The sequence below is a fragment of the Mesorhizobium sp. M0678 genome, assembly GCF_040320505.1.
In the GTDB taxonomy this organism is placed as follows: Bacteria; Pseudomonadota; Alphaproteobacteria; order Rhizobiales; family Rhizobiaceae; genus Mesorhizobium.
In genome coordinates this window covers 15,617-39,926 of the sequence record NZ_JAMYPT010000033.1, presented here as the reverse complement: position 1 = coordinate 39,926, position 24,310 = coordinate 15,617, and the positions used below count along the sequence as shown (strand labels likewise).

The following is a 24,310-nucleotide window of genomic DNA, read 5'->3' as shown; positions in this document are numbered from 1 at the left end:
TGGCTCATGCTGTGCTGCTAACTACGCTCGAAAGGACGACCTTAAGAGCGCAGCTTCGCTACCGGGCCATGCTCCCGCAAGGCGGCCCTCGCCGGAGGCGTACGTCATACCGGCTCATGGTGAGCCCTGAATCTGGAACCGGCCCGATGTGTAAGGAGCGAGTCGTCAAACGGCCCCATTCAATCATGGAGTCACATCATTTAAGATCGCGAAAGCTGTCATTGCGGGTTACGGAACTGCTTTCCGATGACATTCGAAGATGCGATCGGGCGTCAGAACCGGATCGCGGACCGCCGCTTCCACCTCGGCGAGCCCGGCTGATATAATCAGGTCTGAGGCTGCGCGCCCTGTCGTTCCCAGCATTTACATTAGGCAGCCTTGCCAAGATTGTCCCGCAGCAGAACCTGCCTGAGCGCATCGACGAACGTCCGAATATCTGTCGTACTATGGGCAGGCGTAACCGTCACCCTGAACCGCTCGGTTCCCACCGGAACACTCGGCGCCAGAATTGGCTGAACGTATATTCCATGCTGATCTAGAAGCTGGCGGGACGCTTCCTTGCAACGGAATGGATCACCAATAAGCACAGGAATGATGTGGCTTCGGGTCGGCATGACGGGGATGCCCGCCTCTTTCAGCAATCCGACTAAAAGTTTCGTTTTCCGGTGCAGATCAATTCGTTCTGAATCTGAATCGCGAAGATGGCGCAGCGCTGCCAGCGCACCAGCCGCTAGCGCTGGCGCAAGCGCCGTGGTGAAAATGAAACCGATCGAGAAGCTTCGTATGCTGTCAACAATGGAGGCAGGTCCGGTCACATAACCCCCCATCGAGCCGAACGCCTTACCTAGCGTCCCTTCGATGATGGTTGGACGATCCATGATGCCAAGTTCGGCGGCAATGCCGGCGCCTTTCGGACCGTACATTCCCGATGCATGAACTTCATCCAGAAACGTCATTGCGCCAAATTCGTCCGCCATGTCACAGATATCTTTGATCGGTGAAATGTCACCGTCCATTGAATATACCGATTCAAAAACAATGATCTTGGGTCTTGCAGGATTTACACTGCGCAGAAGCTCCCGCAAATGCGCAACGTCGTTATGCCGGAAGACGCGCTTTTCGGCCCGGCTGTTGCGGCATCCACTAATAATTGAAGCGTGGTTGTGCTCGTCAGAAAAAATAATTGTGTCCGGCATCAAAGATGCCAATGTACTCAATGATGAATCGTTTGAGCTGAAGCCGGAAACAAAAATCAATCCTGCTTCCTTATTGTGGAAACCTGCAAGCTCCCGCTCGAGCAACACGTGATAATGGTTGTGCCACCAATGTTGCGGGATCCTCCCGATCCTGCGCCGTTGGCATCGATGGCGCGCTTCATTGCCGATAGCACTTTGGGGTGCTGCCCCATACCGAGATAATCATTAGTGCACCAAATGGTTATCTCTTTTCGGCCGTCGGGCCTATTGAGCCAGGCCTTTGGGAAGTTGCCAGACTGACGCTCCAGATCGGCAAATTGACGATACCCGCCACGGCCTTTGAGTTGCTCGATTCTTCCGGCGAAATACTGCACATAATCCAAATCAATCTCCTGTTGGGAAGCCGTTTTTCGGCGCGCTCAGTGCTGCTTCACAGCGCACCTGCGCCGGCCCATCGCGTCGCATCCCTCGACAAGCACCAGCAAGATTGGATTTCGACTACGCGCTTGATCTTGCGGGGGTTTCGGCCGCTCCAGCTAATTCGGGTAACGCGCCCCAAAGTGCAAGTGAAGAGAATGTTAAATCTATTTGTTACTGAAATGTCTGAAATTGCATAGTGTCGCAAGGGATTTCATAATTCTGGCCAGTCGTCGTTCGATTCCTGTCGCGGCCTTGTCAGAGCTGCGCTCGGCGGGCTTTCGGCCCCGAGAGCCGCAATGCGCGAGGGCCGCGTCTTGTCGCGCAACAGCCCTTGAAGCCCTTCGGCGGCGAAACGCTCTGCAAACGCCATACGCAGCTTTTGGACTTGCTGGCCTGCCGGATCATCTTGACGGTGCCGACGTCATCGTCGGTCCAGCCGGTTCGGAGTCGCCTCAGAATCGGAAATTTCTGCCCATCAGACTGGAAATTGACATGTAAGCTTCCCGGCTCCTTCAGATGTCATCATCTCTCGCACACCAACTCATGCCACGCAGATGAGATCGCGCCTTTTTCTGTCGTCACATTCCATTGTCAGAATCGGAAAAGAAGGGTCTCCTTGTTTTTATATGAAACAAAATTTCACAAATAATTATGAAAACGGACATGTTTGCTGCAGACAATTAACGTGCACGTACTTGTCTGCCGCTGAATAACAAAATATAGGCAGCGATTATAACTTATAAACGTAGTGAAACGCGTCAATCGACATTTCCGTAGAGCTGCAGCAGAGACGAGGGGAGTCCCATGGGCCCTATGAAGATGCAGCCCGAGGAGATGGGCAGCCTGTCCGCGCGGATTTACAGCAAGGTGCGGGATGGCTTGATCATCGGCAATTTCGCGCCGGGCGATCGTCTCCTTATGCAGGATCTTGCCGAGCAGCTCGGAACCAGCATTACGCCGGTGCGCGAAGCCTGTCTGCGGCTCGTCAGCGAGCAGGCGCTCGAGTTGCGCTCCGGCAGGTTCGCCGCGGTGCCAGACCTCAGCCGCGCCCGCTACATTCAGATCAAGCTGATCCGCGTGGCACTTGAAGGGCTTGCGGCAGAACACGCTGCCGACCATTTTGCCCCCGCCGATCTCGAACAGCTTGAGACCTTCCGCGCCTCATTTGTAGAGAGCCATAAGGCCGGTAATATCAAGGAAGCGCGATCCTCCAATCGCGCTTTCCACTTCGGCGTCTACCGCCTGTCGCGTATGCCGATGCTGATCGGACAGATCGAAAGCATGTGGGCCTCGATGGGTCCAATCCTTAACGTTTACGATCGGGAAATTCCGCGCGGGTACACCGGCGCGGAAGAACATGACCATCTCATCGAGGCCTTGAGGGCTGGCGACAGGAAGAGGGCCCGCGAGGCGATCGAGAACGACATCCAGCGAGGCTCACATGGTTTTCTGCGCTATTTCGACGAGCGCGGCTCCGGCTGAGCTGAATTGCCCTAAGCACCATCGATCTGCGCGACGCGCGGTGTGCGCAGGCCGGCTGTTTCCCCGCCGTCTACAGTCACCACCGTGCCGTTGACATAGCTCGATTGATTCGAAAGTAACCAAGCGACCACATCAGCGATCTCTTCAGGGGCACCGAAGCGGTTGGCAGGGATCCGCAGTTCGAGCTGCTTCTTGCGCAGTGCATCGCTTATGATGTTGCCCATCATGCGTGTTTCGATCTGGCCGGGGCAGACAGCGTTGAAGCGGATCTCCTCGCCGAACTCCAGCGCGAGTGCCTGCGTCAGCCCGATGACCGCGGCCTTTGAGGCGCAGTAGGCAGCGAGCCCTTCTTCGCCCGTCTTTCCGGCGATGCTGGCCATGTTGACGACTGAACCCCTCCCGAGCCGCAAGCCGTCCAGCGCATGACGGATGAAGAAAAAGACGCTGCGTGCATTAACCGCAAGGACCTCATCCCAATCGTCCTGGGTGGCGGTGGCGAAGGCAATGCGCTTCGACATGCCGGCATTGTTCACGAGCCCCGCGAGCCGGCCGTTGCCAAGTTCAAGCGCACGGTCGACGACACGGCGGCAATCGTCTTCACGGATGATGTCACCGGCAACGAACGTGACACCGTGATTGGCGCGTTCGAGCGCCGCGCCCGCTTCTGCATCTCGGCCGGTCGCCACCACTCTGGAACCGGCAGACGCAAGTTTCTCCACGCAGGCCCGCCCAATCCCGTGCGTGGCGCCTGTTACGATGATCATTCCAATTCACTCCATTGCGTATTTGGCAACCGCACAGTTTGGGGGGCTCGCTTTTGGGCCAATCCCCGCCCCATCAAATCATGACGAACAACGTTGTCGTCACCTAGGATCAGTGGATCAAGTTGTGACGCAGGTTAAAGCCGGTGGACTGGCCCAAGCGCCGGGCCGTCGGCCCAACGGCTAGATTGGCGATACTGCGCATGTGGCCATGTCTTTCCTCGCGTGATGGGGTGTTCCCTAGAAGCGGAGCGATATGCGGGTGTGACGACCGATAAGGCGGACCGGCTATTCCGATAGGGACATCCATACTGTCGCATGACCGACTCGTCATCCCCGCAAGGCCAGTAATGCCAGAAGTGCTGCACAATACGCCAAGAACGCACACCGACCAATCAGTGTTTCGACTGTTCGCCGCACACGGGATCGGCCTCTCAGCTGGCAAAACCATGTCGCAATGGCTGGACGTGCATCGCGATTTGCGAGCCTGGTGACGCGGGACTTGCGCCGGCACGCTATCAAGGGAACCGGCCGCGACGGCTTGCCGGCGGAGGCTGTGCTGCCCTGCCCCTGCTCAAGCAGCACCACCCACTAAGCATCGGGAACCCGCGTTCCATTTAGAAGCCTCCACGTTGCGGGCCTTTGCCCGGCTGCCGGGAGAATGAAGTCGCAAGACAACACCCGCAATCCGGGCGCCGACCTCTAGGAAGAACTCAGGCTGGCAAGCGCCAGACGAGAGAAGTTGGAAAGCGGCACGGTCGTGCGCGGGGAACCGTCATTTCAACAATCATCCGACCGCAGCGTGTTATGGCACGCTGCGGTGCGGTTCAGCGCGGCTGTTGCAGCACGCGAATGCACTGGGCACATCTCCTCCCTAAAGACCCTATGACGATTTGGTCGATAGCGAAGTGCGGCTGCTGACCAATGGCTCTGTATTCGAAGGCCACGCTGATCGCTTTGACTTATTCGCCGGCGCTTGATGTCAGGCAACTCGATCGACAAGCCGCATACCGGTCGGTCGCGAGGAAGCCCACATCGCCGAGGCCAGTTGCATGGCTGCTGTCTCCGACCTCGTCTTTCGTCAAATGGATTGTGATCCCGGTCGAGGCAGCGAAACCGCGATTGAAGACACCTTCCCGGCTGAGCACCGGCTAATGAAAACCCTATTGACTTATAACTTATAAGTAGTACGCTAGCACTGTGAAAATGAACAACGGCGCGGATGGCCCTGAAGGCGAACTCGCCTAGACGGTACTACGATCCGCCAGCAAGCCTCTGCTCCCAAGGCAGACCGCGGAGCCGGCGAAATCGCCGGCTCCGGACCCGGGAACACACGAAAATGGGGAATCACATGACCAAGAATCACGCTTTCCGATCCATCCTCGCGGCGGCTTTCGTCACCGGCGTGGCCGTCCTGCCCAACGCCGCCCAGGCCAAGGATTGGTGGCCCTTCAAGATCAACGCGGCCAAAGGCGGCGATCTGAAAAAAGTCGAGGCACTCGACTATGTGCCGCTGGAAAAGGCCGAGAAGCCTTGGAACCTGTGCGTCTTGTTTCCGCACCTCAAGGACAGCTACTGGGTCTCGGTCGACTACGGTATCGTTGAGGAAGCAAAGCGCCTGGGTGTCAAAGTGACGGTCCTGCAGGCTGGCGGCTATGACGCGCTGCCCAAGCAGCTGTCGCAATACGACGATTGCGTCGCATCCGGTGCCCAGGGTATCCTCGTCGCCGCCATCTCGGAAGCCGGTCTGGCGGCCAAGCTGAAGGAGGGCGACGCCAAAGGCCTTGTCCAGATCGCCGTCGCCAATCCCATTCTGGAAACTCCGATCACCGCGCGCATCACTCCCGATACCTACCAGAAGGGTTTTCAGGAGGGTGAGTACCTCAAGAAGTATCTCGGCGACAAAAAGACGACCGCAATCGGCCTGCCGGGTCCGCAGGGATCGGGTTGGGCGGAGAGCTATATGGCGGGCTTTCGCGACAGCATCAAAACCGGCAACATCAAGCTCGCGGCCGAGCTCTATGGTGAGCCCGGCGTTCCGCAAAGCCTGCGCCTCGTCGAGGACGCCCTGCAGACCTATCCCGATCTCAATGTCATCTGGGGCGGGGCTGCTGCGGCGGAAGCGGCCGTCAGCGCCGTCGCCGACGCTGGCCGCGACGATGTCGTGATCATGTCGTCTTACGAGAACCAGACGATGCTGAAGCTGGTCAAGGAAGGCAAGGTGCTTGGCTTTGCCGCCGAGTATCCGGTGATGATGGGCCGCATCAGCGTCGACCTCGCGGTGCGCGCCTTGGAAAAGAAGGACTATGAGAAGGTTCTGCTGGTCGCGCCGGGTATCGTGACCAAGGACAACGTCGACAAAATCGACCCGACGCAGATTTTCGCGCCCGTTGGGTGGAAGCCTGAATTTTCGGTACAATAGTCGCATCTTCGATGGGCGGCAGACCTCGGCCTGGCCTGCCGCCCTTTTTGCTTCGAGTTCGGTGGTGTCAGCGATGCTTGAACTTACGGGTATGACGAAGCGTTTCGGGGGTGTGGTGGCGCTTGACGGCGTCGACTTCTCGCTGTTGAGCGGCGAGGTCCATGCCCTTCTCGGCGAAAACGGCGCCGGCAAGTCGACGCTCATCAATCTGATAGCGGGAACCTATGGCTGGACCGAAGGCTCGTGCCGTATCGACGGCCAAACCGTTTCCGCGCTGACCCCACAGAAATCCCGCGATGCCGGGGTGGCGGCTGTGTTCCAGGAATTTAGTCTCGTCCCCGACCTCACGGTCGAGGAGAACCTGTTTCTTGGACGCGAGATCAAAGGACGGCTTTTCCTGAACCGGCGCGCGATGCGTGCCCGCGCGGAAGAACGCTTCCGCGACATTGGCTTTCACGTCGAGCTGGACAGCAAGATCGAAACGCTGACCCGGGCGCAAAAGCAGATGGTCGAGATTGCCAAGGGCATGCTTTCGGATGCCAAGATACTCATCCTCGACGAACCGACCGCGTCGCTTACCGACGGTGAAGCGGAAAAACTCTTCGCCGCCATCGCAGGCCTCAAGGCGCGGGGCGTCGGTATCATCTATGTGTCGCACCGCATGGCGGAGATCCGTCGGCTCGCGGACCGCGTCACGGTGCTGCGAGGAGGGCGCAAGATCGACACCTTGGCCATCGCCGCGGCATCCGACGCGACGCTCATCGAGATGATGGTCGGCCAGCCGGTCGAACGACTTTATCCGTCAATCAGCCAGCGCCCCGCCGAAATCGTGCTGGCGACCAGGGGGATCAGTGTCTCCGGCACCCTATCCGATGCCTCCATCGTGGTCAGAGCTGGCGAAATCGTCGGCCTGGCGGGCCTGGTTGGCTGCGGTCGTAGCGAACTTTGCCGAGCCGTATTCGGCCTGGAGCGTGTGACGTCCGGTGAGATCGAACTCCATGGCGCGGTGGTTCGAGCGCCAGTGCCGCCCAGCATGTTGCGTGCTGGACTTTGTTACTACCCGGCCGATCGCGGCGCCGAGGGACTGGCGCTTGGCCGGCCAGGCCGCGAGAATGTGACCATGGCCGCGCTCGACGACCCGAGACTGTCCCAGGCCGGACTGCTCAAGTTCTGGCGCGAGCGCCGGGCGATAGCCGCGCCGTTGAAGACACTGGGTCTACGACCGATGGCGCCGGAACGCGCGGCGTCGTCGTTTTCGGGAGGAAACCAGCAGAAACTCGTGCTGGCGCGCGGTCTGATGCGTCCTGTCTCGGTCCATATTTTCGATGAACCGACGGTCGGCATCGACGTGGGCGCTAAAAGCGAGGTCTACAGGCTTATGAAAAGCCTGGTCGAGAATGGCGCGGCTATTCTGCTGTCATCGTCCGAACTGCCAGAGCTCGTTCACCTGGCCAACCGCGTCTATGTCATGCGCGAAGGGCGCATAGTGGCCGAACTCAAAGCCGACGGCATCACCGAGGCCACTGTGCTGCGTCACTATTTCGACGCCGAAACCGGCGCGACGGAGGCAGCATGAGCCCTGACACGCTGCGGCGCCGTTTTCTGGAAACCGGCGGGATCGTCATCCTGCTTCTGGTCGCGGTTGCGGCCGCGGCCGCGATCATCGAACCGCGTTTTCTGAACCGCCTGAACATCCTCAACGTCCTGCGCAATTTCTCCTTCCTGGCGGTTCCGGCGATCGGTCAGATGATCGTCATGACCACCGGCGGTTTTGATCTGTCGGTCGGCGCCACCATGGCGTTGGCCTCAGTGGTTACTGCCGCGGCGATGGCCGCGATGCCTGATGCGCATGGGCTCCAGCTGCTGGTGCCCGTAGCGCTGGCCTTGGCCAGCGGCGCCTGTGTTGGCCTGGTAAACGGCACGCTGGTGGCGCGGCTTTCCCTATCACCTTTCATGGTGACATTGGCATCGTTGTCGATCGTCGCGGGACTTACGCTCTATTACACGCAGGGCATCCCGATCTATGGCGTTTCCGACGCTTTCGTCTATGCCATCGGGCGAGGGCAGGTGCTTGGCCTGCCGCCGGTCTTGCTGCTGGCGATCGCGGTGATCGCCATCGCCATCATTCTGCAGCGTCGGACCGCGCTCGGGCGCCACTTCTACGCCGTCGGCGGCAACCTTGGCGCCGCCCGACTGTCGGGCGTGCGGACTCACCGTGTGTTGATTACCGCCTATGTGCTCTCCGGTCTCCTGGCCGCGCTCACAGGCGTCCTGATCACCGCTCGCATCGGCTCTGGCCAGTCGACGATCGGCGGGACGCTCGGACTGGAGACGATCGCCGCAGCGGTGATCGGCGGCGTTTCATTGCGCGGCGGCTCAGGCCGCGCCGAGAACGTCGCCATGGCGGCGCTGTGCCTGGCGATCATCGCCAACGCGATGAACCTCACGCAGATCGACAGCAAGTTCCAGACGCTGGTGCTGGGTTCGGTGCTCATCGGCGCACTGGCTTTCGACCGAATTGTTCAGGGGAGGCGGGCCAATGTCTGATCGTCCAGACATGGCGGCTCCGGTTGTTCTTGACCGCGCTCGCCCGGACATCCGCCAGTTCGCGGCGCAGGCCAAGCTGCCGGGGCTCGTATTCCTGGCCCTGCTGGTTCTCGGTCTGCTCGACCCGCGTATTGTTTCAAGCGGCAATCTCTGGAACATCGCGATCCAGACCAGTTATCTCGCACTGTTTGCCATGGCGCAGACCATGGTGCTGCTGACGCGCGGCTTCGACCTTTCGCTTGGTTTTACTGTCTCGCTCGTCAGCGTCATATCGGCGATGGTGATGACCGGAAGCGGCGATATGCCCATCCTGTGGGGGATCGTCGCCGGCCTTGGCGTCGGGCTGCTGATCGGCGGGCTGAACGGCGTCCTCATCGCCGGTGTCGGCATCAATCCACTGGTGACGACGCTCGGCATGGCCAACATTGTCATGGCGCTAGCGTCAACCGTCAGCGGCGGCTTTCCCGTGCCGGGCATTCCCGAAGCCTTCACGGAGGCCTTGGCGGAGGGACGGGTGATCGGCATTCCGGTGCCCATCGTGTTCGCCGCGCTGTGTTTCGCACTGCTCTTCCTGGTCCTGCGCTTCACCGTGTTCGGCCGCGGCTTGTATCTCATCGGTGCCAATCCTCGCGCGGCGAAGGCGGCGGGCGTTCGCACCGGACGCGTCGTTGCGATCGACTACGTGGTCTGCTCGCTGCTGGCCGCGATTGGCGCCATGCTGCTCACCGCGCGCACCGGATCGGGCGAGCCCAATCTCGGCGGTAACCTGACCCTGGAATCGATAGCGGCGGCGGTGGTCGGTGGCGTGCGGCTGACCGGCGGAGAGGGAGGCGTCACCGCGGCTCTGCTCGGCGCCCTGTTCATCACGGTCATTTCCAACGCCATGAATCTCATGCAGGTCGACGGCTATCTGCAGCAGGTTCTTTTGGGCCTCATCATTCTGGCCAGCCTGATACTGGGCCGCGATCACAAGAAACGCTAACAGCTTCGGACCTTAAATGGCTTATCAAGTCTGCATCGATATCGGCGGAACCTTCACCGATTGCCTGGTTTCCGAGCCCGGTGGGAAAATCTCGATCTTCAAATCGCCGACGACGCCCGGCGAATTCGAGAAGGGATTCATCAACGTGCTGCACGTCGCGGCGGCCGGATACGGGCTCGATCCCGCGACGTTCATGACCAAGATCGACTTGATCGTACACGGCTCGACCGTCTCGACCAACGCGCTGGTCGAGCGCAAGACCGTCAAGGTCGGATTGATCCTCAACGAAGGACATCAGGACATCCTCGTCCTGCGCGAGGGGCCGCGCAAGGGCGCCTTCCAGTGGCGGCTCGACTATCCCGAGCCCTACGTCCCCCGCCACTTGACGAAGACGGCGCGGGGCCGCGTCGATGCGCGCGGGCGGGAGCTCACGCCTTTGTCGAGATCCGATGTCGAGGCGGCGATAGCCGACTTCCAACGCTATGGGGTTGAAGCGATAGCGGTCGGTCTGCTTTGGTCGGTCGTCAATCCCATCCATGAAACAACGGTGCGCGATATCATCGCGCAGGCATGGCCGGAGATCCCGGTCACGCTTAGCCATGAAGTCAATCCGATGTCGCGCGAGTACAAGCGCATCATCGCGGCCGCTATCGACGCGTCGATCAATCCGATCGTGCGCACCTACATCGAGGACTTGCGGCAAGCACTTTCGCAGGCGGGTTTCCAGGGCGAGCTGCTGCTCGCCAACTGCGTCGGTGGAATGATGCCTCCCGCCGAGATGCTGCGGCGGCCAATCTACAGCGTCATGTCGGGGCCGACGCTGGCGCCGATGGCCGCGCTGGCGCTGAGCGACGAAGCCAACGTCATCGTCGGTGACATGGGCGGCACCACCTTCGACGTCTCGGCTTTGCGTGACCACCAGATCATCGTCACCCCGGACAGCATGATCCACGACGACTCGCTGGGGATCGCGAAAGTCGATGTGAGATCGGTTGGCGCCGGCGGCGGGTCGATTGCCTGGGTCGACGATGGCGGCCTGCTTCGTGTCGGGCCGCAAAGCGCTGGCGCGCGGCCGGGGCCGGCATGCTACGGAGCGGGCGGCACCGCGCCGACGGTCACCGACGCCAATGTCGTGCTCGGCATCATTGACCCGGATTATTTTCTCGGCGGCCGGATCAAGATCAGCCGCGATCTGGCGGAGAAAGCGGTCGCGAGCATCGCGACGCGGCTCGGCATCCCGTTGCTCGACGCGGCTTACGCCATCCAGACCACCAGCAACCACAACATGGTCGGGGCCATCGAGGAAATCACCATTCGCGAGGGCATAAACCCACGCGACAGTTTCTTTGTCTGCGGCGGCGGTGCGACCGCCATCCACATCGCCGAGATGGCCGACATATTGGGCTTGAAACGCTACATGATCCCGCGCTTCATGGCTGGGTTGAGCGCGTTCGGCGGGTTGATCTCTGATATCACGCGCGAGGAAAGCGCGGTTTTTCTAACCTCGACCCGGCGCTTCGACGCCGCCGGCGTCTCCGACATCCTGGCGCGGTTGAAGGTGTCGGGCGAAGCATTCCTCGAACAGGCCGGTGTTGAGCCAGATCTCCGGCGTTTCGAGTTCTCCTTTCTTGGTCGCTACGAATACCAATCCTGGGAGATCGAGGTCCATTTCGAAGCCAACGAGGCGCGTCTCGACGCGGCGAAACTGCCAGGTCTCGTCGAAGCGTTCCATCAGATGCACGAACGCATTTATTCAATCAGATCCGACCGCGACGTCGTCGAATTCACCAACTGGAAGCTGCGCGCGGTGGGCAAGCGGGCTAATCAGGACGCCTGGAGGGACTTCAGGCTAGCCGACCAGGCGACGGCGCCGGTCGCCAAGACCCATCGGCCAGCTTATTTGCACGAAACCCGGCGGACGAGCTCTCTGCCTGTCTACGACATGGACCAGCTGGGCGCGGGGGCGGCGCTTGATGGGCCATGCCTGGTGGAGGCGACGACGTTCACCGCCTTCCTCAAGGACGGACACCGCGGGCGCGTCGACCCGCAAGGCAACATTGTCGTGACAGTCGATTGAGATCAACCTTCCCGAACAAGGCATCATAAAATGAATTCACCTGTCATTCGCCTGGAGACGCCAACGCGCCGCGTCGATCCGTTCCTGATGTCGGTTCTGAAAAGCCGGTTCGAGGCGGTGGTGCGGGAAATGACGCTGGTCGTGATGCGGGCCAGCCGCTCGGCGGTGATCAAGAACGCCCGCGACCTGAGCTGCGCGATCCTGACCTATGATCACCGCCTCGTTTCCACCGAGGACGCGCTGCCGATCCACGTCATGTCGATGGATCTGGCGACCCGTCCGATAACGGAGTTGTTCGACGATATCGCCGACGGCGACATCTTCCTCAACAACTGCCCATACACTGGCGGCACCCATCATGCCGACCTGATCATGGCGATGCCGATCTTTTTCGACGGCAAGCCGCTGTTCTGGGCCGTGGCGCTTTCCCATCACGCCGATACTGGCGCGCCGACACCTTCGACCTATCTGCCATTTGCCAAGAACGTTTATGAGGAAGGGATCCACTTTCCCTGCGTGCGTGTGGTCGAACAGCACCGGGAGAAGCAGGACATCCTGCGCATCGGCATGATGCGCAACCGTGTTCCAGACATCTGGCTGGGCGACGTGCGCGCCCAGATCGGCGCCTGCAGGACTGGGCGACGCCGTCTATTGGAACTGCTTGAAAAATACGGCCGCGACACGCTGCTGGATTTCGTCGAGGACTGGTTCGACTACGGTGCGCGCCGCGCCATGGCCGAAATCGCCAAATTGCCGAAGGGCAAGTTCTCCTACGAGGTCCGCCATGACCCGGTCCCCGGCGTGGCGGAGGAGGGCATCCCGGTCAGGATCACCATCGACGTCGACCCTGAAGCCGGCGTGATCACGGTCGATGTGCGTGACAACATGGATAACGTGCCTGGCGGTCTCAACCTTTCGGAAAACACCTGCACGGGCTCGTGCCGCATTGGCGTCTTCAACAATCTCGACGACGGCATCCCGCACAACGAGGGCGCCAAGAGCCGGATCAAGGTGTTGATGCGGGAGGGAAGCGTGGTTGGCAAACCCCGCTACCCCGTAGGCACCTCGGTGGCGACCACCAATGTCAACGACCGGTTGATCATCGCCGGCAATTGCGTGTTCTCGACGATGGGAGAACCCTATGGCCAGGCCGAGAGCGGCTCGCACCTGCCGGCGGGGATCGGGGTGATTTCGGGCAAGGATCCGTTCAAGGACGGGCAGCCCTACGTCAACCAGGTCTTCATTGGCTACGCCGGCGGCGGCGCGCGTCACGCCTATGACGGCTGGTTGACATATTGCGGGCCGGCGAATGGCGGCCTGATCGCGCTGGATTCCGTGGAGGTGGACGAATCCATGTATCCCATCATCATTGAATCGCGCGGCGTGGTGGCGGATACCCAAGGCATTGGCGAGTTCGAGGGCGCTCCCGCGGTGGGCGGTGTCTTCTATCCCGTCGACCACGAGATGACACTGGTCTACTCGGCCGATGGCACAACCTTTCCGCCGCGTGGCGTGCTCGGCGGCGGTGACGCCAAGGCCAGTCATAGTGCCAAGCGCGGCACGGACGGCAAGCTGGTGGAATTGCCTGCGTTCCATGAGGAGGCGTGTCGCGCCGGCGAGCGCATCGAGTTCGTTGCCTGTGGCGGCGGCGGCTACGGCGACCCGACCAAGCGCGATGTCCGCCGTGTCGCGGCCAGCGTTGGCCGCGGCTGGCTAACGAGCGAAGCGGCTCGCCAATCCTACAAGGTGGCCCTGGTGCTGGACGCCGAGCAGGGCGTCTGGGTCGTCGACCAGGATGCCACCGCGCGCCTTCGGGCGGCCTGAGGCAGTAAGAAGAGAGGTCGCCGGCATATGACCGGCGGCTTCACGCCCGCTTGGCGGCCGCGTCCTGCTCGTCGAAATACCGCAACAGGTTCATGCCACCGCGCACGATGTCGCGTTCGATCGCCTTACGCGCCACCTTCTTGTTGCGGGTCCGGAACGCTTCGATCAGCGTCTCGTGCTCCTCCGCGCCGATGTAATCGTTCTCGGCCTGCAGATAATAGACGTTGAGGATAGGGCCCATCGAGACCCACAGGCTTTCGATCTGGGCGATCAGCATATCCATCTTGGACAGGCGGTAGACGCCGAAGTGGAATTCACGATTGGCGCGGCGGGCGCGGTCAGCATCGCCGGACGTTTCGCCGGCCACGAAATCGCGATGGATCTCCACAAGTTTGTCAATGTCCGCCTCCGAAACATGCTCGACGGCGAGTTCGGCCGCTAGTCCCTCGAGCGCGATGCGAATGAGCCGGACCTGCCAATAACGCGACCGGGTCAGCTCTGGAACGGTGATGAACCGCCCTGACCGCAGTTCCAGCGCCTGCTCGCTGACGAGCCTGAAACAGGCCTCGCGCACAGGCGTGACGCTGGTGCCCAGCCGTTGCGCCAGATCCTGCATCAACAGTCTTTCGCCGGGCCGGAAATTGCCCGCAATCAGGGCTTCGCGCAGCGAGATATAGGTTCTCGCCGACAGACTGCCTTGCTCGATTGGCTGCATCGTGTTCATGAATCACCGCTGCATGTTGGCCGCACCGAATCGGCAACGGATAGGTACGAGCAGCTCTTATATCCTATAAGTCCGGTTGCGAAAAAGGCTAAGAACTGGCGGGTCTCCCAGCAGAGAGCTTGCGCAGGATTGTCTCGATAACATCCAGTGACTTCTCAATCGTGGCCCGGTCATGGCTCCCTGACAGGTAGAGACGCTTGAGCGGAAGCGGCTGGCCAATCAGCCGGTTCGCCACCATCTCCTCGCGGAATGCGAGATCGAAGACATCGTCGTTGCGCAGCAAGTCCTGGTAGTCGCGGTAAGGACCGCTGAGGAAATAGATCAGCCAGACCGAGCCAAACCCGGCGCTCTGCGCGGGCAGGCCGAGGCGATCGATAATTCCATCCAACTGCGTGCGCATGAAAGCGCCGAGGGCGAAGAGGCGGTAGTAGAAGCCTGGTTTCGACAGCTCCTCGATCGTCGCCTGCATGGCGGCGAGCGTCGACGGCGTGCCGTTGAAAGTACCGCCCATGAACACGGATCCTTCCCCGGTCCGGCCGACGAGCTCCATGAGATCGCGACGACCGGCCACCACGCCGACGGGATAGCCTGACGAGGCCGCCTTGCCGAAGGTTGCAAGATCAGGCGTGACGTCGGCGATCGACTGATAGCCGCCGAGCGCGTGGCGAAAGCCGGTAATGACCTCGTCGAAGATCAGCACGACACCATGATCGCTGGTCAGGCGACGCAGGTCGCGCAGGAAAACATCCGTCGCGATCACCGACCCCATATTGTGAGCGATTGGCTCGATGATGATCGCCGCGACATCGCCTGGATTGGCCTTGAGATAATCCTCGACGGCGCCGGCATCGTTGTAAGGCAGCACGATGGTGTGACGGGCGGCATCCTCGAGGATGCCAGCACTGATGGGATCGTACTTGCCGATCGCCTGCGCGTGCGACTGTACGTTCATGGCGACATAGTCGTGCCAGCCATGATAGCCGCCTTGGAACTTGATGATGCGCTTGCGACCGGTGGCGGCACGGGCAAGGCGCAGGGCGTGATAGGTCGCCTCCGATCCGGAATTGCAGAAGGCGACGAGATCCGCGCAAGGGATGCAGTCGACCAGCGCCTCCGCCACCTCGATCTCCAGCCGCATCGTTCCCGCGCCGACAAGATCGATGTCCTGGGAGACCGCAGCGATGCGTTCACGCACCGCCGGATGACAGTGGCCAAGCACATTGGCGCCGAAGCCGCAGTGGAAGTCGGTGTACTGGTGTCCATCGACGTCGTAGAGAAACGCACCCTGCGCCCGGGCAAATACATGCGGCGCGCCGAGCCTGCGGCTCGGGCTGAGCAATCCGCCCGGCATCACCGCACCGGCGCGCTCAATGAGTCGGGCGGTGTTATTCTGATCGGTCATCGGAATGTCCGTGCATGGCTATGGTTGTCCGCCGGCTCAGCCGAGGGCTTCAAGAACGGTGGCCTCGATTCCCGCCGCGTCCAGCCGGTAGTGCTTGTAGAGATGCGTTGGCGGCGCAATCAGGCTGTATTCGTCGCGGATGCCATGGCGTATCAACCGTGCCGGGCTGCCCGCCTCCGCCAGGATTTCCGCCACGGCGCCGCCCAGACCGCCCAGGATATTGTGTTCCTCGATGGTTAGAATGAAGCGGGAGTGAGCCGCGGCCGAGAGCACTGCCTTCGTATCCAGTGGCTTCACCGTATGCATGTCGATCAGTCCGACGGATTTGCCCGCCGCACGCAGCGCGCGGTAAGCCTCCCTTGAGGGATGGACCATCGAGCCACAGGCGATGATGGTCAGGTCCGATCCTTCGCCGTGAACGATCGCCGTGCCGAACTGGAAGTCGACGCCGTCGTCTTCATAGACCAGCGGTTCCTGGCCGCGGCCAATGCGGAAGTAGATTGGCTGGGCATGATTGACAGACGCCTTGACGGCGGCCGCCAGTTGCGGGCCGTCAGCCGGCGCGACGACCGTGAGGTCGGCGATGCTTCGCATGATGGCAAGATCTTCCGTCGCATGGTGGGAGGTGCCGTAGAAGCCGAGTGAAATACCGGCATGATGACCGATCAGCCGCACCGGCAGCGCCGAATAGGCGACGTCGGTTCTGATCTGTTCGCAGCACAGCAGCGCCAGGAAAGAAGCGAATGTAGCGACGAACGGCATGGCGCCGGTGCTGGCCATGCCGGCAGCAGCCGAAACCATGTTCTGCTCGGAAATGCCAAATTGCGTGAAGCGTTCGGGAAAGCGTTGCGCGAACCGCACCAGCCCGTTGGAATATTGAAGGTCGGCCGTACCGGCCATGACCGGATAACCGTCTTCGACCAGATCAATGAGCGCGTTGGCCAGGTAACTCAGGCCAGGCGCGCGCGCGTTGATCTGGCGGTACTGCCAGGAGTTGGTATCGATCGGGCCGTTCATTGTGTTTTGCCTCCACGCTTGATCTCTTCGGCGGCCAAGGCCTCGTCCGATGGGGCGAGATAGCCCAGATGCCAGCCGGGTTCGGTTTCCATGTAACCAACGCCCTTGCCTTTGGAGGTCTTGGCAATGATGCAGACGGGCCGGGTGCGGTCTGCCTCGGCCTTCAACTGTCGCAGCAGCGTCGCGAGAGCGACGACGTCGTGCCCATCGACCTCGTGCACCTGCCAGCCGAACGCCGCCCATTTGTCGGCCAACGGTTCGATGCCGATGATGTCGTCGACCTGCCCGTCGAGCTGGTATCCGTTGCGGTCGACGATGGCGATCAGATTGCCGGCCTTATGGTGGGCGGCGGACAGCGCCGCTTCCCAGACCTGGCCCTCCTGCATCTCGCCGTCACCGAGCAGGACATAGACATCGAAGCGCCGGTTGGCCGCATGGCCGCCAAGCACCATGCCGAGGCCGCCGGACAGGGCATGGCCGATCGAGCCGGAGCTGAAATCGACGCCGGGCACCTTGCGCATGTCGGGATGATCGCCAAGCGGATTGCCGAGCCGGGTATAGCCGTCGAGAACGTCCTTGGAGAAGAAGCCCCAGTCGACCAGCAGCGGATAAAGGCCGACCGCGGCGTGCCCTTTGCCCATAAGGAAGCGGTCGCGGTCCGGCCATTGCGGCTCGCCGCGCCTCAGCCGCATCGCATCGTAGTAGAGCGTGGCGAATATTTCCGCGCAGGAGAACACCGACGAATAGTGGCCCACCTTGGCGATCTGGATGAGGCGCAGCGTCTCGAGCCGGACGAACTCTGCCCTGTCGCGCAACAGGGCGATCCGCTCCGCGTCGGGTGGCAGGGTGTTGTTTGAAGGAGTGGGTGCGTTGGCCATTGGACGTCACTCTCGGGATCATTTTTTCTCGACAACTTATAAGTTATAAGATATTTGTCGCTGAAGCAATCGCCTATCTGGTCGCAAGGAGAATTTTGATGAACAACGAATCGCGCGTGCTGGACATGGCCAGGCACTTTCATTCCCAAACCGATCCACGCCTGCATGAGGATCATGGTCCGTTGACGATCGTGGCCGGCGAAGGCGCGACCGTCACGGATGACGCGGGCAACCGCTACATCGAGGGCATGGGCGGACTCTGGTGCGCCTCGCTTGGCTTCAGCGACAGCCGGCTGGCTGTCGCTGCTGACCGCCAGATGCGCAAGCTCGCCGTCTACCACACCTTCAACCACCGCTCGAACGAGCCCACCGTCGAACTCGTCGAGCAGCTTACCGCGTTGGCGCCGTTCGACCACGCGCGCGTCTTTCTGGTCGGCTCCGGTTCGGAAGCCAATGATACGATGATCAAGCTCGCCTGGTATTACCAGGCGGCGCGGGGGCGTCCGGAGAAACGCAAGATCATCAGTAGGTTTGGCGCCTTCCACGGCAGTACAATCATGGGCGCGGCGCTGAGTGGCCTGCCGCACATGCACAAGTCCTTCAACCTGCCGCCGCTTCCCGTCATATTCGCGGCGCGACCGTTCCATTATCTCGATGGTCTGCCGGGCGAGGCGGAGCATGACTACGCCACGCGCCTGGCCCGGGAACTTGAGGCCCTGATCCTTTGTGAGGGGCCAGAGACCATCGCCGCTATGATCGCCGAGCCGATCATGGGCGCCGGCGGCGTGCTGGTACCGCCGGAGGGTTATTTTCCAAAGGTTCAGGCGGTGCTGCGCAAATACGACATCCTCATGCTGTCCGACGAAGTGGTCTGCGGCTTCGGACGCACCGGAAACTGGTTCGGTAGCCAGACTTTTGGCATGGAACCGGACATGCTGTCGGTCGCCAAGGGGCTTTCATCCGGTCACCTGCCCATTGGCGGCGTGATTATGTCCGACAAGGTCTACCAGTGCGTCGCCGATGAGGCCCACAAGGTCGGCGTGTTCGGCCACGGTTTCACCTATTCCGGCCATCCGGTGACAGCCGCCGTCGCCGCCGAGGCGATCAGGATCTACCGCGAGATCGATCTCGTGAGCCAGGCGCGCCGTCTCGGCGATTATCTGCATGCAGCGCTCGCGGACGCGCTCAACGACCATACATTGGTCGGCGAGGTCCGCGGCCGCGGTTTTATAGCGGGGATCCAGATCGTCGAGGATCGCGCCACCCGTCGCGCCTTTGCGCCGGAGCTGCGAATTGGCACCGATGTCGAGCGGCGGTGCCGCGAGCACGGAGTCATGATCCGCAACATGGGCGACGTGCTGGCAATCTGCCCGCCCTACGTCATCGCCCCTAAAGAGATCGAGTACATGGTTGATGGCATTCGCGCGGCTCTTGATGAGACCGCGGCGGCCCATGCGCGGACTGACCAGTCGGCATGAATCCGCCCGGCGAGGCGGCGAGACATCGCTGGAGGGGCCGGCCGCGCGAAAGGCGCTTGGGCAAGCGCGAGCCGCAGCCAGCATACAGGATCCTGATTGTCTTATCCGAACGGAGGCCAGACCATGCTTCAGAAAACCAGCCATTTCATGCGCCAGGCCAATCTCATCAACGGCGAGTGGGTGCAGGCCGATAGCGACGGTCGACGTCAACAACCCGGCCACCGGTCTCAAGATCGGCACCGTGCCGAAGTCGGGCAGGGCCGAGACCCGCCGCGCCATCGAAGCCGCCGCCGCCGCCTTCAAGTCGTGGCGCAAGACCACCGCCCTCGAGCGCTCGAAGCTGCTGCGCAAGCTGCATGACGCGATGATGGACAATCAGGACGTGCTGGCCGAACTGCTGACCATCGAGCAGGGCAAGTCGCTGTTCGAATCGAAGGGCGAGATCGGCTCTGCCGCGGCCTACATCCTGTGGTTCGCCGAGGAAGGCCGCCGCACCTATGGCGACATCGTGCCGTCGCCATGGGCAGACCGCCGCATCCTGGTGACCAAGGAGCCGGTCGGCGTCATCGCCGCCATCACGCCGTGGAATTTCCCGTCCTCGATGCTGGCCCGCAAGCTCGGACCGGCACTCGCCGCCGGCTGCACCGCCGTGGTCAAGCCGGCCTCGCAGACGCCGTACTCGGGTCTCTCAAGATCCTGACCGGTTCGGCCAGCGAGATCGGCGACGAGATCTGCGCCAATCCGCTGGTGTCGAAGATCACCTTCACCGGCTCGACCGAGGTCGGCAAGCTTCTCATCCAGAAGTCGTCGGTCACCGTCAAGAAGGTGTCGATGGAACTCGGCGGCAACGCGCCTTTCATCGTCTTCGACGACGCCGACCTCGAGCGTGCGGTCGCCGGCGCGATCACCGCCAAGTATCGCAATTCCGGCCAGACCTGCGTCTGCACCAACCGCTTCCTTGTCCAGGCTGGTGTCTATGACAAGTTCGTCGAGAAGCTCGCTGCCGCCAGCAACGGGCTGAAGGTCGGCTCCGGCCTCGAGGACGGCGTGCAGCAAGGACCGCTGATCGACGAGAAGGCGGTCGAGAAGGTCGAGGAACTGATCGCCGACGCCACATCCAAGGGCGGCAAGATCGTTGCCGGCGGCAAGCGCCATGCGCTCGGCGGTTCGTTCTTCCAGCCGACGGTCATTGCCAACGCGACGCCAAAGATGCGTTTTATGAAGGAAGAGATCTTTGGCCCGGTGGCGCCGGTGTTCAAGTTCGAGACCGAAGAGGAAGCGATAGCGCTCGCCAACGACACCGAATTCGGCCTCGCCTGCTATTTCTACACAGGCGATCTCGGCCGCGCCTTCCGCGTCATGGAAGGGCTGAAATACGGCATGGTCGGCGTCAACGAAGGCCTCATCACCACGCCGGAGGCACCGTTCGGCGGCGTCAAGGAATCCGGCCTCGGCAAGGAAGGCGGACATCAGGGCATCGAGGATTACCTCGATACCAAATATGTCTGCATCGGCGGCCTCGGCTCTAGTGCGCCGGCTTTTCCCGCGTCTCAGAACGCGGAATGACGAACCCGCGGGTGATCCGGTGAAAATCTTTCCGGTTCCGAGGAGAAGTGACCTAAGATCGTGAGCGCCCTATGCTCTTACGTTTCCGGAAAAAGCTTCGGAAACAGCGCGTCCAGAGCGTCCGCCGGAAAGCGTAGGGACACTGGGCCCTTTGGCGTTTCCGACGCCAATAGTCCGAGCGCGATTACGTCATTGAACACTCGACGCGCCGTACGTTCGGGTAGTCCGCTAATACGGGATGCCTCGCCGCGGTCAAACTCACCGCGCGTGAGCGCTTCCTCCACGAGGCGGCCGGCTTCGGGCTTCAGACCACTGCGCTCCACATGCCGATACAGCCGCTTGGCCAACGTGTCGAGATCGAAAAGTCCGGTCATGAAGCTCACCTGATCGATACACGCCTGCAGGAACCATAAGGTAAAATCGTCGAGTGCGCGTTCGGAGAGGTTGCCACGTCCGTCGAGATCACCCTGGCGGGGCATATCGGCATGATCCATCATGCTCTTGTAATCCGTTCGGCTTTTCACGCCACGTGCCAAGCCTCGTGAGATCGACCACAGCCCGTGCGCGGCGATCCCGGCCTGGTGGGCCATGGCGTGGCTCATCAATCGGCTGACGCGTCCGTTGCCGTCCGGAAACGGGTGAATGTAGTTGAAGCGGTGATGCGCGGCAGGAATGGTCAGGATGCGTCCGGCCTTGCCCAGCTTATCGAAGCGATAACGCATGGCAAAGTATTGCATGAAATCGTTGACGCGAGCGCTCGAAGGCGGTTCATGCCGGCCGATGGCGACGTCATGCTCTGGCTTCGATCGCCACTCACCTGGCGCCATGACGAACTCACGGCCGGCACCCTTGATGGTCAGCATGGGCGCTTCGGCATCGCGATAGAATTCCGCGTGCAGCCATCGAAGAAAACCTACCGATGCCGGTTCCGGCAACTGCCCATCGGCAGCCAGGCGGTCGATCTCGGCTTGCAGGCGAACGTGCGCGGCCGCCTCGAGCTGCAGATTGCGGCGGTTCTCGTCTCGATCGAAATTTCCGACCAGTGCCCGTTCGATGTCGCGCGGGCGCGTATCGTGGCCTTCGATCAGGTTGCTGTAGTAGGTGTTCATGATGCGCACGAGATCGGCGAGGTTGGCTGCGGTACGCGAGTGCAGGCTTTTGCCCAAAACAGCCGACGTCGCCGACAGCTCTACCAGCGCATCCGAGATAGTTTCGGATACATCGGGTAGGCGTGCCGGTTCGATGCGCTGTACGCTCTCTTCCATATTGGCCGATCTTGGGTTCCGCCAAATGCGCGATTATAAACATAAATTTTCAGTTGACCAGATTGTTTGGCCGATCTTCTGGCCGATCGTCGGCATGCGGACTTGCGGGCCTCGGCACTGCCACCGCTGCCAGGCTTGGACACAAATCGATGCTGCCGATGATGATCATGGCCGATGTTCGGCAGGCCTATCGCACCGACAACTATGCACAAACCGTAATTGGGGGAGCCATCTGGCCGATGCTTTGGCCGATCTATGACGATCGGCCGGACTCAGACAGGTTCGAGGTGGAAAACAGGCAGCTTTAAACATGGTTCTGCCTCGGCCAGCGCAAGATTCGCCTGGAGCTTCGCTTATGCTGTGTGAGCTTGTTCTCTCGCGCCCGAATTCCCCATGGATGGCCCAAAAGCAGGCGATCCATTTGTCATTTTTAAGTGCGTCGGACTGCCAGTTGATCGCGTTCTGACCCGACTGGGAGTTCAAGTTTGACCTGAAACTGACCGGGTGCTGGATGGCAGGCTTCATCCCCACCGGTCTGATATGAAACAACGTCCGGCCCGGAGGCTAGGCTGCAATCTCGTATGGCTTCTATGCGCCGTTCTCTTGGAGCGTGTTGCGGGCTTGGTCTGCTCAACCTCGGAGCTCAACGCTTCACGGCGTTAGGATGAGCGTTCGAGGCGCAGGATTACTGCCGACACTGCTCTTCTTGTTCGCATTGGGCAGTTCCCGTTGGAAGCTTCCATCTTGCCGACTGCTGAGTTTGGAGTCGCCGTAGCTGTGAAATCGAAAAGAAGCCCATAGGCAACGTTTGCCGCGACGCTACTGAGAGCTGGTCACCGGGAGAGCCGAAGGTAGAACGAAGTTGTCTCGTTGAGCTTGTATGTGGCGCCAGCATAGAAGGCCCAGTTCCCACCCCAAGGCTTATACAAACCGCCACCGTTAGCGCCGATCGCGTTCATGGCCTCGTCCTTTTGGCAGAGATCACCACGGTCGCTAGCTGGCGAGCAAAGTCCGTCCCAGCGCTGCATTATCTCGTCGGATCCGGCAAGCTGGCAGAATTTCCCAGGCGGAGCTGACGGGGAGGGATGGTGGGAATAAAACGGTGCGCGTGAGGTCTCGGCGGGAACAGCCAAGACATCTAAGCGGAACGGACTGGCATAACGCAAAGACACAGGCGAGCTCAGCGGCAAGGTGGTTGTTATCACCATGGGACGCCTGCCGCGTCAAACGGTGGTGTCGTGGGTCGAGACGGCGAGGGCGGCGGTCGCCATGCGCCCCGACCGGCTTGCCTTGTTCGGCTACTCGCATATCCCATCCCAAATAAAGAACCAGCGCCTCATCGAGGCGGAATTTCTTCCCCACAGCGCTGCCCGCGCTGAACAGCATGCGGCTGTCGCCGTGACGCTGGTTGCCGCCGGCTACCGGGAGATCGGGCTCGACCATTTCGCCTTGCCGCACGACGAGCTCGCGCTGGCACAGGAAACAGGTCGCCTGCGACGTAACTCGTTGGGCTACTCTGCCGATACCTGCAGAACCCTGATCGGTTTCGGCGCGTCGGCTATCGGCCGCATCGGCCAGGGGTACGTTCAAAACGAAGTTACACGGGATTTCTACATCCGGCACATCGCAGCTGGCCGACTGGCGACATCGAAGGGCCATCGCCTCACAGACGACGACCGCGTGCGAGCCGCAATCATCGAGCGATTAATGTGCGATTTCGAGGCTGACGTGCCGGCAATCTGTGTCGCCCACGGATCTGATCCGATCCGTCTTCGCGGTTCAGATGAGCGTTTGGCGATGCTGGCCAAGGACGGAATAGTGGACTTCGAAAACGGTTTTGTCCGCGTACGGCGGGAGCATCGCTTTGGGATTCGCGCTGTCGCTGCCGCATTCGATGCTTTAGGGATGGCCTTACGTATCCCGCAGGTGAGGGCAAGCACACAACACGGAAGCTAACACAGGGAGTATCTTTTGCCGGAGAGAACGAGCTGCCATCGTGCGGTGCCCGGTTAGTAGTGAAGCGCCGTAAAATGTCGACATAGGCGTTGGTGAACTGGACCTAACGACGAGAACGGCCTATCCAGTGTGTTGTCGGCAGTTAGTTCGAAAGTCCTGCTACACCCGATCCGATGCCTCTCAACGCCGAGGCCGCACCTCCGTGCCGAAGCCGGCCTTCCCAATGGTGGGTCGAGCCGTCGCTTACCCCGTGCTTGCCTCACAGATCCGCGACCGAGAACCCAGCCTCATGCTCCCGCCCTGCCGGGGCCTA

General features: G+C 61.2%; 15 protein-coding genes and 4 pseudogenes. 12 read left to right on the top strand and 7 right to left on the bottom strand.

What is annotated here, in order from left to right; all coding sequences use genetic code 11:
• Positions 1 to 368: 368 nt before the first annotated feature.
• A pseudogene (gene hemA, locus NKI29_RS30670) lies at positions 369 to 1,579 on the bottom strand (5-aminolevulinate synthase).
• A gap of 841 nt (positions 1,580 to 2,420) precedes the next feature.
• Between hemA and NKI29_RS30665 the strand changes: the two are divergent.
• The gene (locus tag NKI29_RS30665; RefSeq protein WP_023747628.1) at positions 2,421 to 3,098 is read left to right on the top strand and encodes a GntR family transcriptional regulator; all 678 of its coding nucleotides are present in this window, start codon (positions 2,421 to 2,423) and stop codon (positions 3,096 to 3,098) included.
• 11 nt (positions 3,099 to 3,109) lie between these two features.
• Here NKI29_RS30665 and NKI29_RS30660 read toward each other — a convergent pair whose 3' ends face one another.
• Positions 3,110 to 3,862: an SDR family NAD(P)-dependent oxidoreductase gene (locus NKI29_RS30660; protein WP_286461381.1), complete on the bottom strand. Its 753-nt coding sequence runs from the start codon at positions 3,860 to 3,862 to the stop codon at positions 3,110 to 3,112.
• A gap of 366 nt (positions 3,863 to 4,228) precedes the next feature.
• Between NKI29_RS30660 and NKI29_RS30655 the strand changes: the two are divergent.
• The 7 genes and pseudogenes from NKI29_RS30655 to NKI29_RS30625 form a co-directional block, all read left to right on the top strand.
• Positions 4,229 to 4,734, top strand: a pseudogene (locus NKI29_RS30655) (ISNCY family transposase); the annotation flags it as partial.
• 476 nt (positions 4,735 to 5,210) lie between these two features.
• Complete coding sequence (gene torT / locus NKI29_RS30650) at positions 5,211 to 6,281, top strand: TMAO reductase system periplasmic protein TorT (protein ID WP_352642743.1); 1,071 nt, start codon at positions 5,211 to 5,213, stop codon at positions 6,279 to 6,281.
• A 73-nt stretch (positions 6,282 to 6,354) separates the two neighbouring features.
• On the top strand, positions 6,355 to 7,857 hold the full coding sequence (locus tag NKI29_RS30645; RefSeq protein WP_352642745.1) for a sugar ABC transporter ATP-binding protein: 1,503 nt from the start codon (positions 6,355 to 6,357) through the stop codon (positions 7,855 to 7,857).
• A complete protein-coding gene (locus NKI29_RS30640) occupies positions 7,854 to 8,828 on the top strand; it encodes an ABC transporter permease (RefSeq protein ID WP_352642746.1) in 975 nt (324 codons plus the stop codon). Before NKI29_RS30645 ends, NKI29_RS30640 begins: the two co-directional genes overlap by 4 nt.
• Positions 8,821 to 9,810 carry an ABC transporter permease gene (locus tag NKI29_RS30635; protein ID WP_352642747.1) on the top strand — a complete coding sequence of 330 codons (990 nt, stop codon included), beginning with the start codon at positions 8,821 to 8,823 and terminating at the stop codon, positions 9,808 to 9,810. Before NKI29_RS30640 ends, NKI29_RS30635 begins: the two co-directional genes overlap by 8 nt.
• A gap of 16 nt (positions 9,811 to 9,826) precedes the next feature.
• Positions 9,827 to 11,887 (top strand): hydantoinase/oxoprolinase family protein, encoded by a 2,061-nt coding sequence (locus tag NKI29_RS30630; protein ID WP_352642749.1) that lies wholly within the window; start codon positions 9,827 to 9,829, stop codon positions 11,885 to 11,887.
• A gap of 30 nt (positions 11,888 to 11,917) precedes the next feature.
• The gene (locus tag NKI29_RS30625) at positions 11,918 to 13,711 is read left to right on the top strand and encodes a hydantoinase B/oxoprolinase family protein (RefSeq protein WP_352798369.1); all 1,794 of its coding nucleotides are present in this window, start codon (positions 11,918 to 11,920) and stop codon (positions 13,709 to 13,711) included.
• A gap of 40 nt (positions 13,712 to 13,751) precedes the next feature.
• Here NKI29_RS30625 and NKI29_RS30620 read toward each other — a convergent pair whose 3' ends face one another.
• The 4 genes from NKI29_RS30620 to NKI29_RS30605 all read right to left on the bottom strand — a co-directional run bounded on the left by NKI29_RS30620 (position 13,752) and on the right by NKI29_RS30605 (position 17,732).
• Positions 13,752 to 14,435 (bottom strand): GntR family transcriptional regulator, encoded by a 684-nt coding sequence (locus tag NKI29_RS30620; protein WP_352642752.1) that lies wholly within the window; start codon positions 14,433 to 14,435, stop codon positions 13,752 to 13,754.
• An 88-nt stretch (positions 14,436 to 14,523) separates the two neighbouring features.
• On the bottom strand, positions 14,524 to 15,837 hold the full coding sequence (locus NKI29_RS30615; protein WP_352642754.1) for an aspartate aminotransferase family protein: 1,314 nt from the start codon (positions 15,835 to 15,837) through the stop codon (positions 14,524 to 14,526).
• A 36-nt stretch (positions 15,838 to 15,873) separates the two neighbouring features.
• On the bottom strand, positions 15,874 to 16,854 hold the full coding sequence (locus tag NKI29_RS30610) for a transketolase family protein (protein WP_352798367.1): 981 nt from the start codon (positions 16,852 to 16,854) through the stop codon (positions 15,874 to 15,876).
• Positions 16,851 to 17,732, bottom strand: a complete 882-nt coding sequence (locus tag NKI29_RS30605; RefSeq protein WP_352798365.1) for a transketolase — start codon at positions 17,730 to 17,732, stop codon at positions 16,851 to 16,853. The genes NKI29_RS30610 and NKI29_RS30605 overlap by 4 nt, the downstream gene beginning before the upstream one ends.
• 98 nt (positions 17,733 to 17,830) lie before the next feature.
• On the opposite strand from NKI29_RS30605, the gene NKI29_RS30600 reads away from it, so the two are divergent.
• Both NKI29_RS30600 and NKI29_RS30595 read left to right on the top strand, forming a co-directional pair.
• Entirely contained in the window at positions 17,831 to 19,210 is a 1,380-nt protein-coding gene (locus NKI29_RS30600; protein ID WP_352798363.1) for an aminotransferase, read from the top strand.
• Positions 19,211 to 19,333: 123 nt separating this feature from the next.
• Positions 19,334 to 20,776 (top strand): annotated as a pseudogene (locus NKI29_RS30595) (NAD-dependent succinate-semialdehyde dehydrogenase).
• 77 nt (positions 20,777 to 20,853) lie between these two features.
• Here NKI29_RS30595 and NKI29_RS30590 read toward each other — a convergent pair.
• Positions 20,854 to 22,041: a Fic family protein gene (locus NKI29_RS30590; protein WP_352798361.1), complete on the bottom strand. Its 1,188-nt coding sequence runs from the start codon at positions 22,039 to 22,041 to the stop codon at positions 20,854 to 20,856.
• Between the two features lie 149 nt (positions 22,042 to 22,190).
• On the opposite strand from NKI29_RS30590, the gene NKI29_RS30585 reads away from it, so the two are divergent.
• The gene (locus NKI29_RS30585) at positions 22,191 to 22,349 is read left to right on the top strand and encodes a hypothetical protein (RefSeq protein WP_023679701.1); all 159 of its coding nucleotides are present in this window, start codon (positions 22,191 to 22,193) and stop codon (positions 22,347 to 22,349) included.
• Positions 22,350 to 23,256: 907 nt separating this feature from the next.
• Positions 23,257 to 23,997: pseudogene (locus tag NKI29_RS30580) on the top strand (oxygen-independent coproporphyrinogen III oxidase); the annotation flags it as partial.
• Between the last annotated feature and the right edge of the window lie 313 nt (positions 23,998 to 24,310).

Bases quoted from the DNA above. Each gene is read 5' to 3' on its own strand.
- NKI29_RS30665 (WP_023747628.1), top strand. From the start codon at position 2,421: ATGGGCCCTATGAAGATGCAGCCCGAGGAGATGGGCAGCCTGTCCGCG.
- NKI29_RS30660 (WP_286461381.1), bottom strand. From the start codon at position 3,862: ATGATCATCGTAACAGGCGCCACGCACGGGATTGGGCGGGCCTGCGTG.
- torT (WP_352642743.1), top strand. From the start codon at position 5,211: ATGACCAAGAATCACGCTTTCCGATCCATCCTCGCGGCGGCTTTCGTC.
- NKI29_RS30645 (WP_352642745.1), top strand. From the start codon at position 6,355: ATGCTTGAACTTACGGGTATGACGAAGCGTTTCGGGGGTGTGGTGGCG.
- NKI29_RS30640 (WP_352642746.1), top strand. From the start codon at position 7,854: ATGAGCCCTGACACGCTGCGGCGCCGTTTTCTGGAAACCGGCGGGATC.
- NKI29_RS30635 (WP_352642747.1), top strand. From the start codon at position 8,821: ATGTCTGATCGTCCAGACATGGCGGCTCCGGTTGTTCTTGACCGCGCT.
- NKI29_RS30630 (WP_352642749.1), top strand. From the start codon at position 9,827: ATGGCTTATCAAGTCTGCATCGATATCGGCGGAACCTTCACCGATTGC.
- NKI29_RS30625 (WP_352798369.1), top strand. From the start codon at position 11,918: ATGAATTCACCTGTCATTCGCCTGGAGACGCCAACGCGCCGCGTCGAT.
- NKI29_RS30620 (WP_352642752.1), bottom strand. From the start codon at position 14,435: ATGAACACGATGCAGCCAATCGAGCAAGGCAGTCTGTCGGCGAGAACC.
- NKI29_RS30615 (WP_352642754.1), bottom strand. From the start codon at position 15,837: ATGACCGATCAGAATAACACCGCCCGACTCATTGAGCGCGCCGGTGCG.
- NKI29_RS30610 (WP_352798367.1), bottom strand. From the start codon at position 16,854: ATGAACGGCCCGATCGATACCAACTCCTGGCAGTACCGCCAGATCAAC.
- NKI29_RS30605 (WP_352798365.1), bottom strand. From the start codon at position 17,732: ATGGCCAACGCACCCACTCCTTCAAACAACACCCTGCCACCCGACGCG.
- NKI29_RS30600 (WP_352798363.1), top strand. From the start codon at position 17,831: ATGAACAACGAATCGCGCGTGCTGGACATGGCCAGGCACTTTCATTCC.
- NKI29_RS30590 (WP_352798361.1), bottom strand. From the start codon at position 22,041: ATGGAAGAGAGCGTACAGCGCATCGAACCGGCACGCCTACCCGATGTA.
- NKI29_RS30585 (WP_023679701.1), top strand. From the start codon at position 22,191: ATGCTGCCGATGATGATCATGGCCGATGTTCGGCAGGCCTATCGCACC.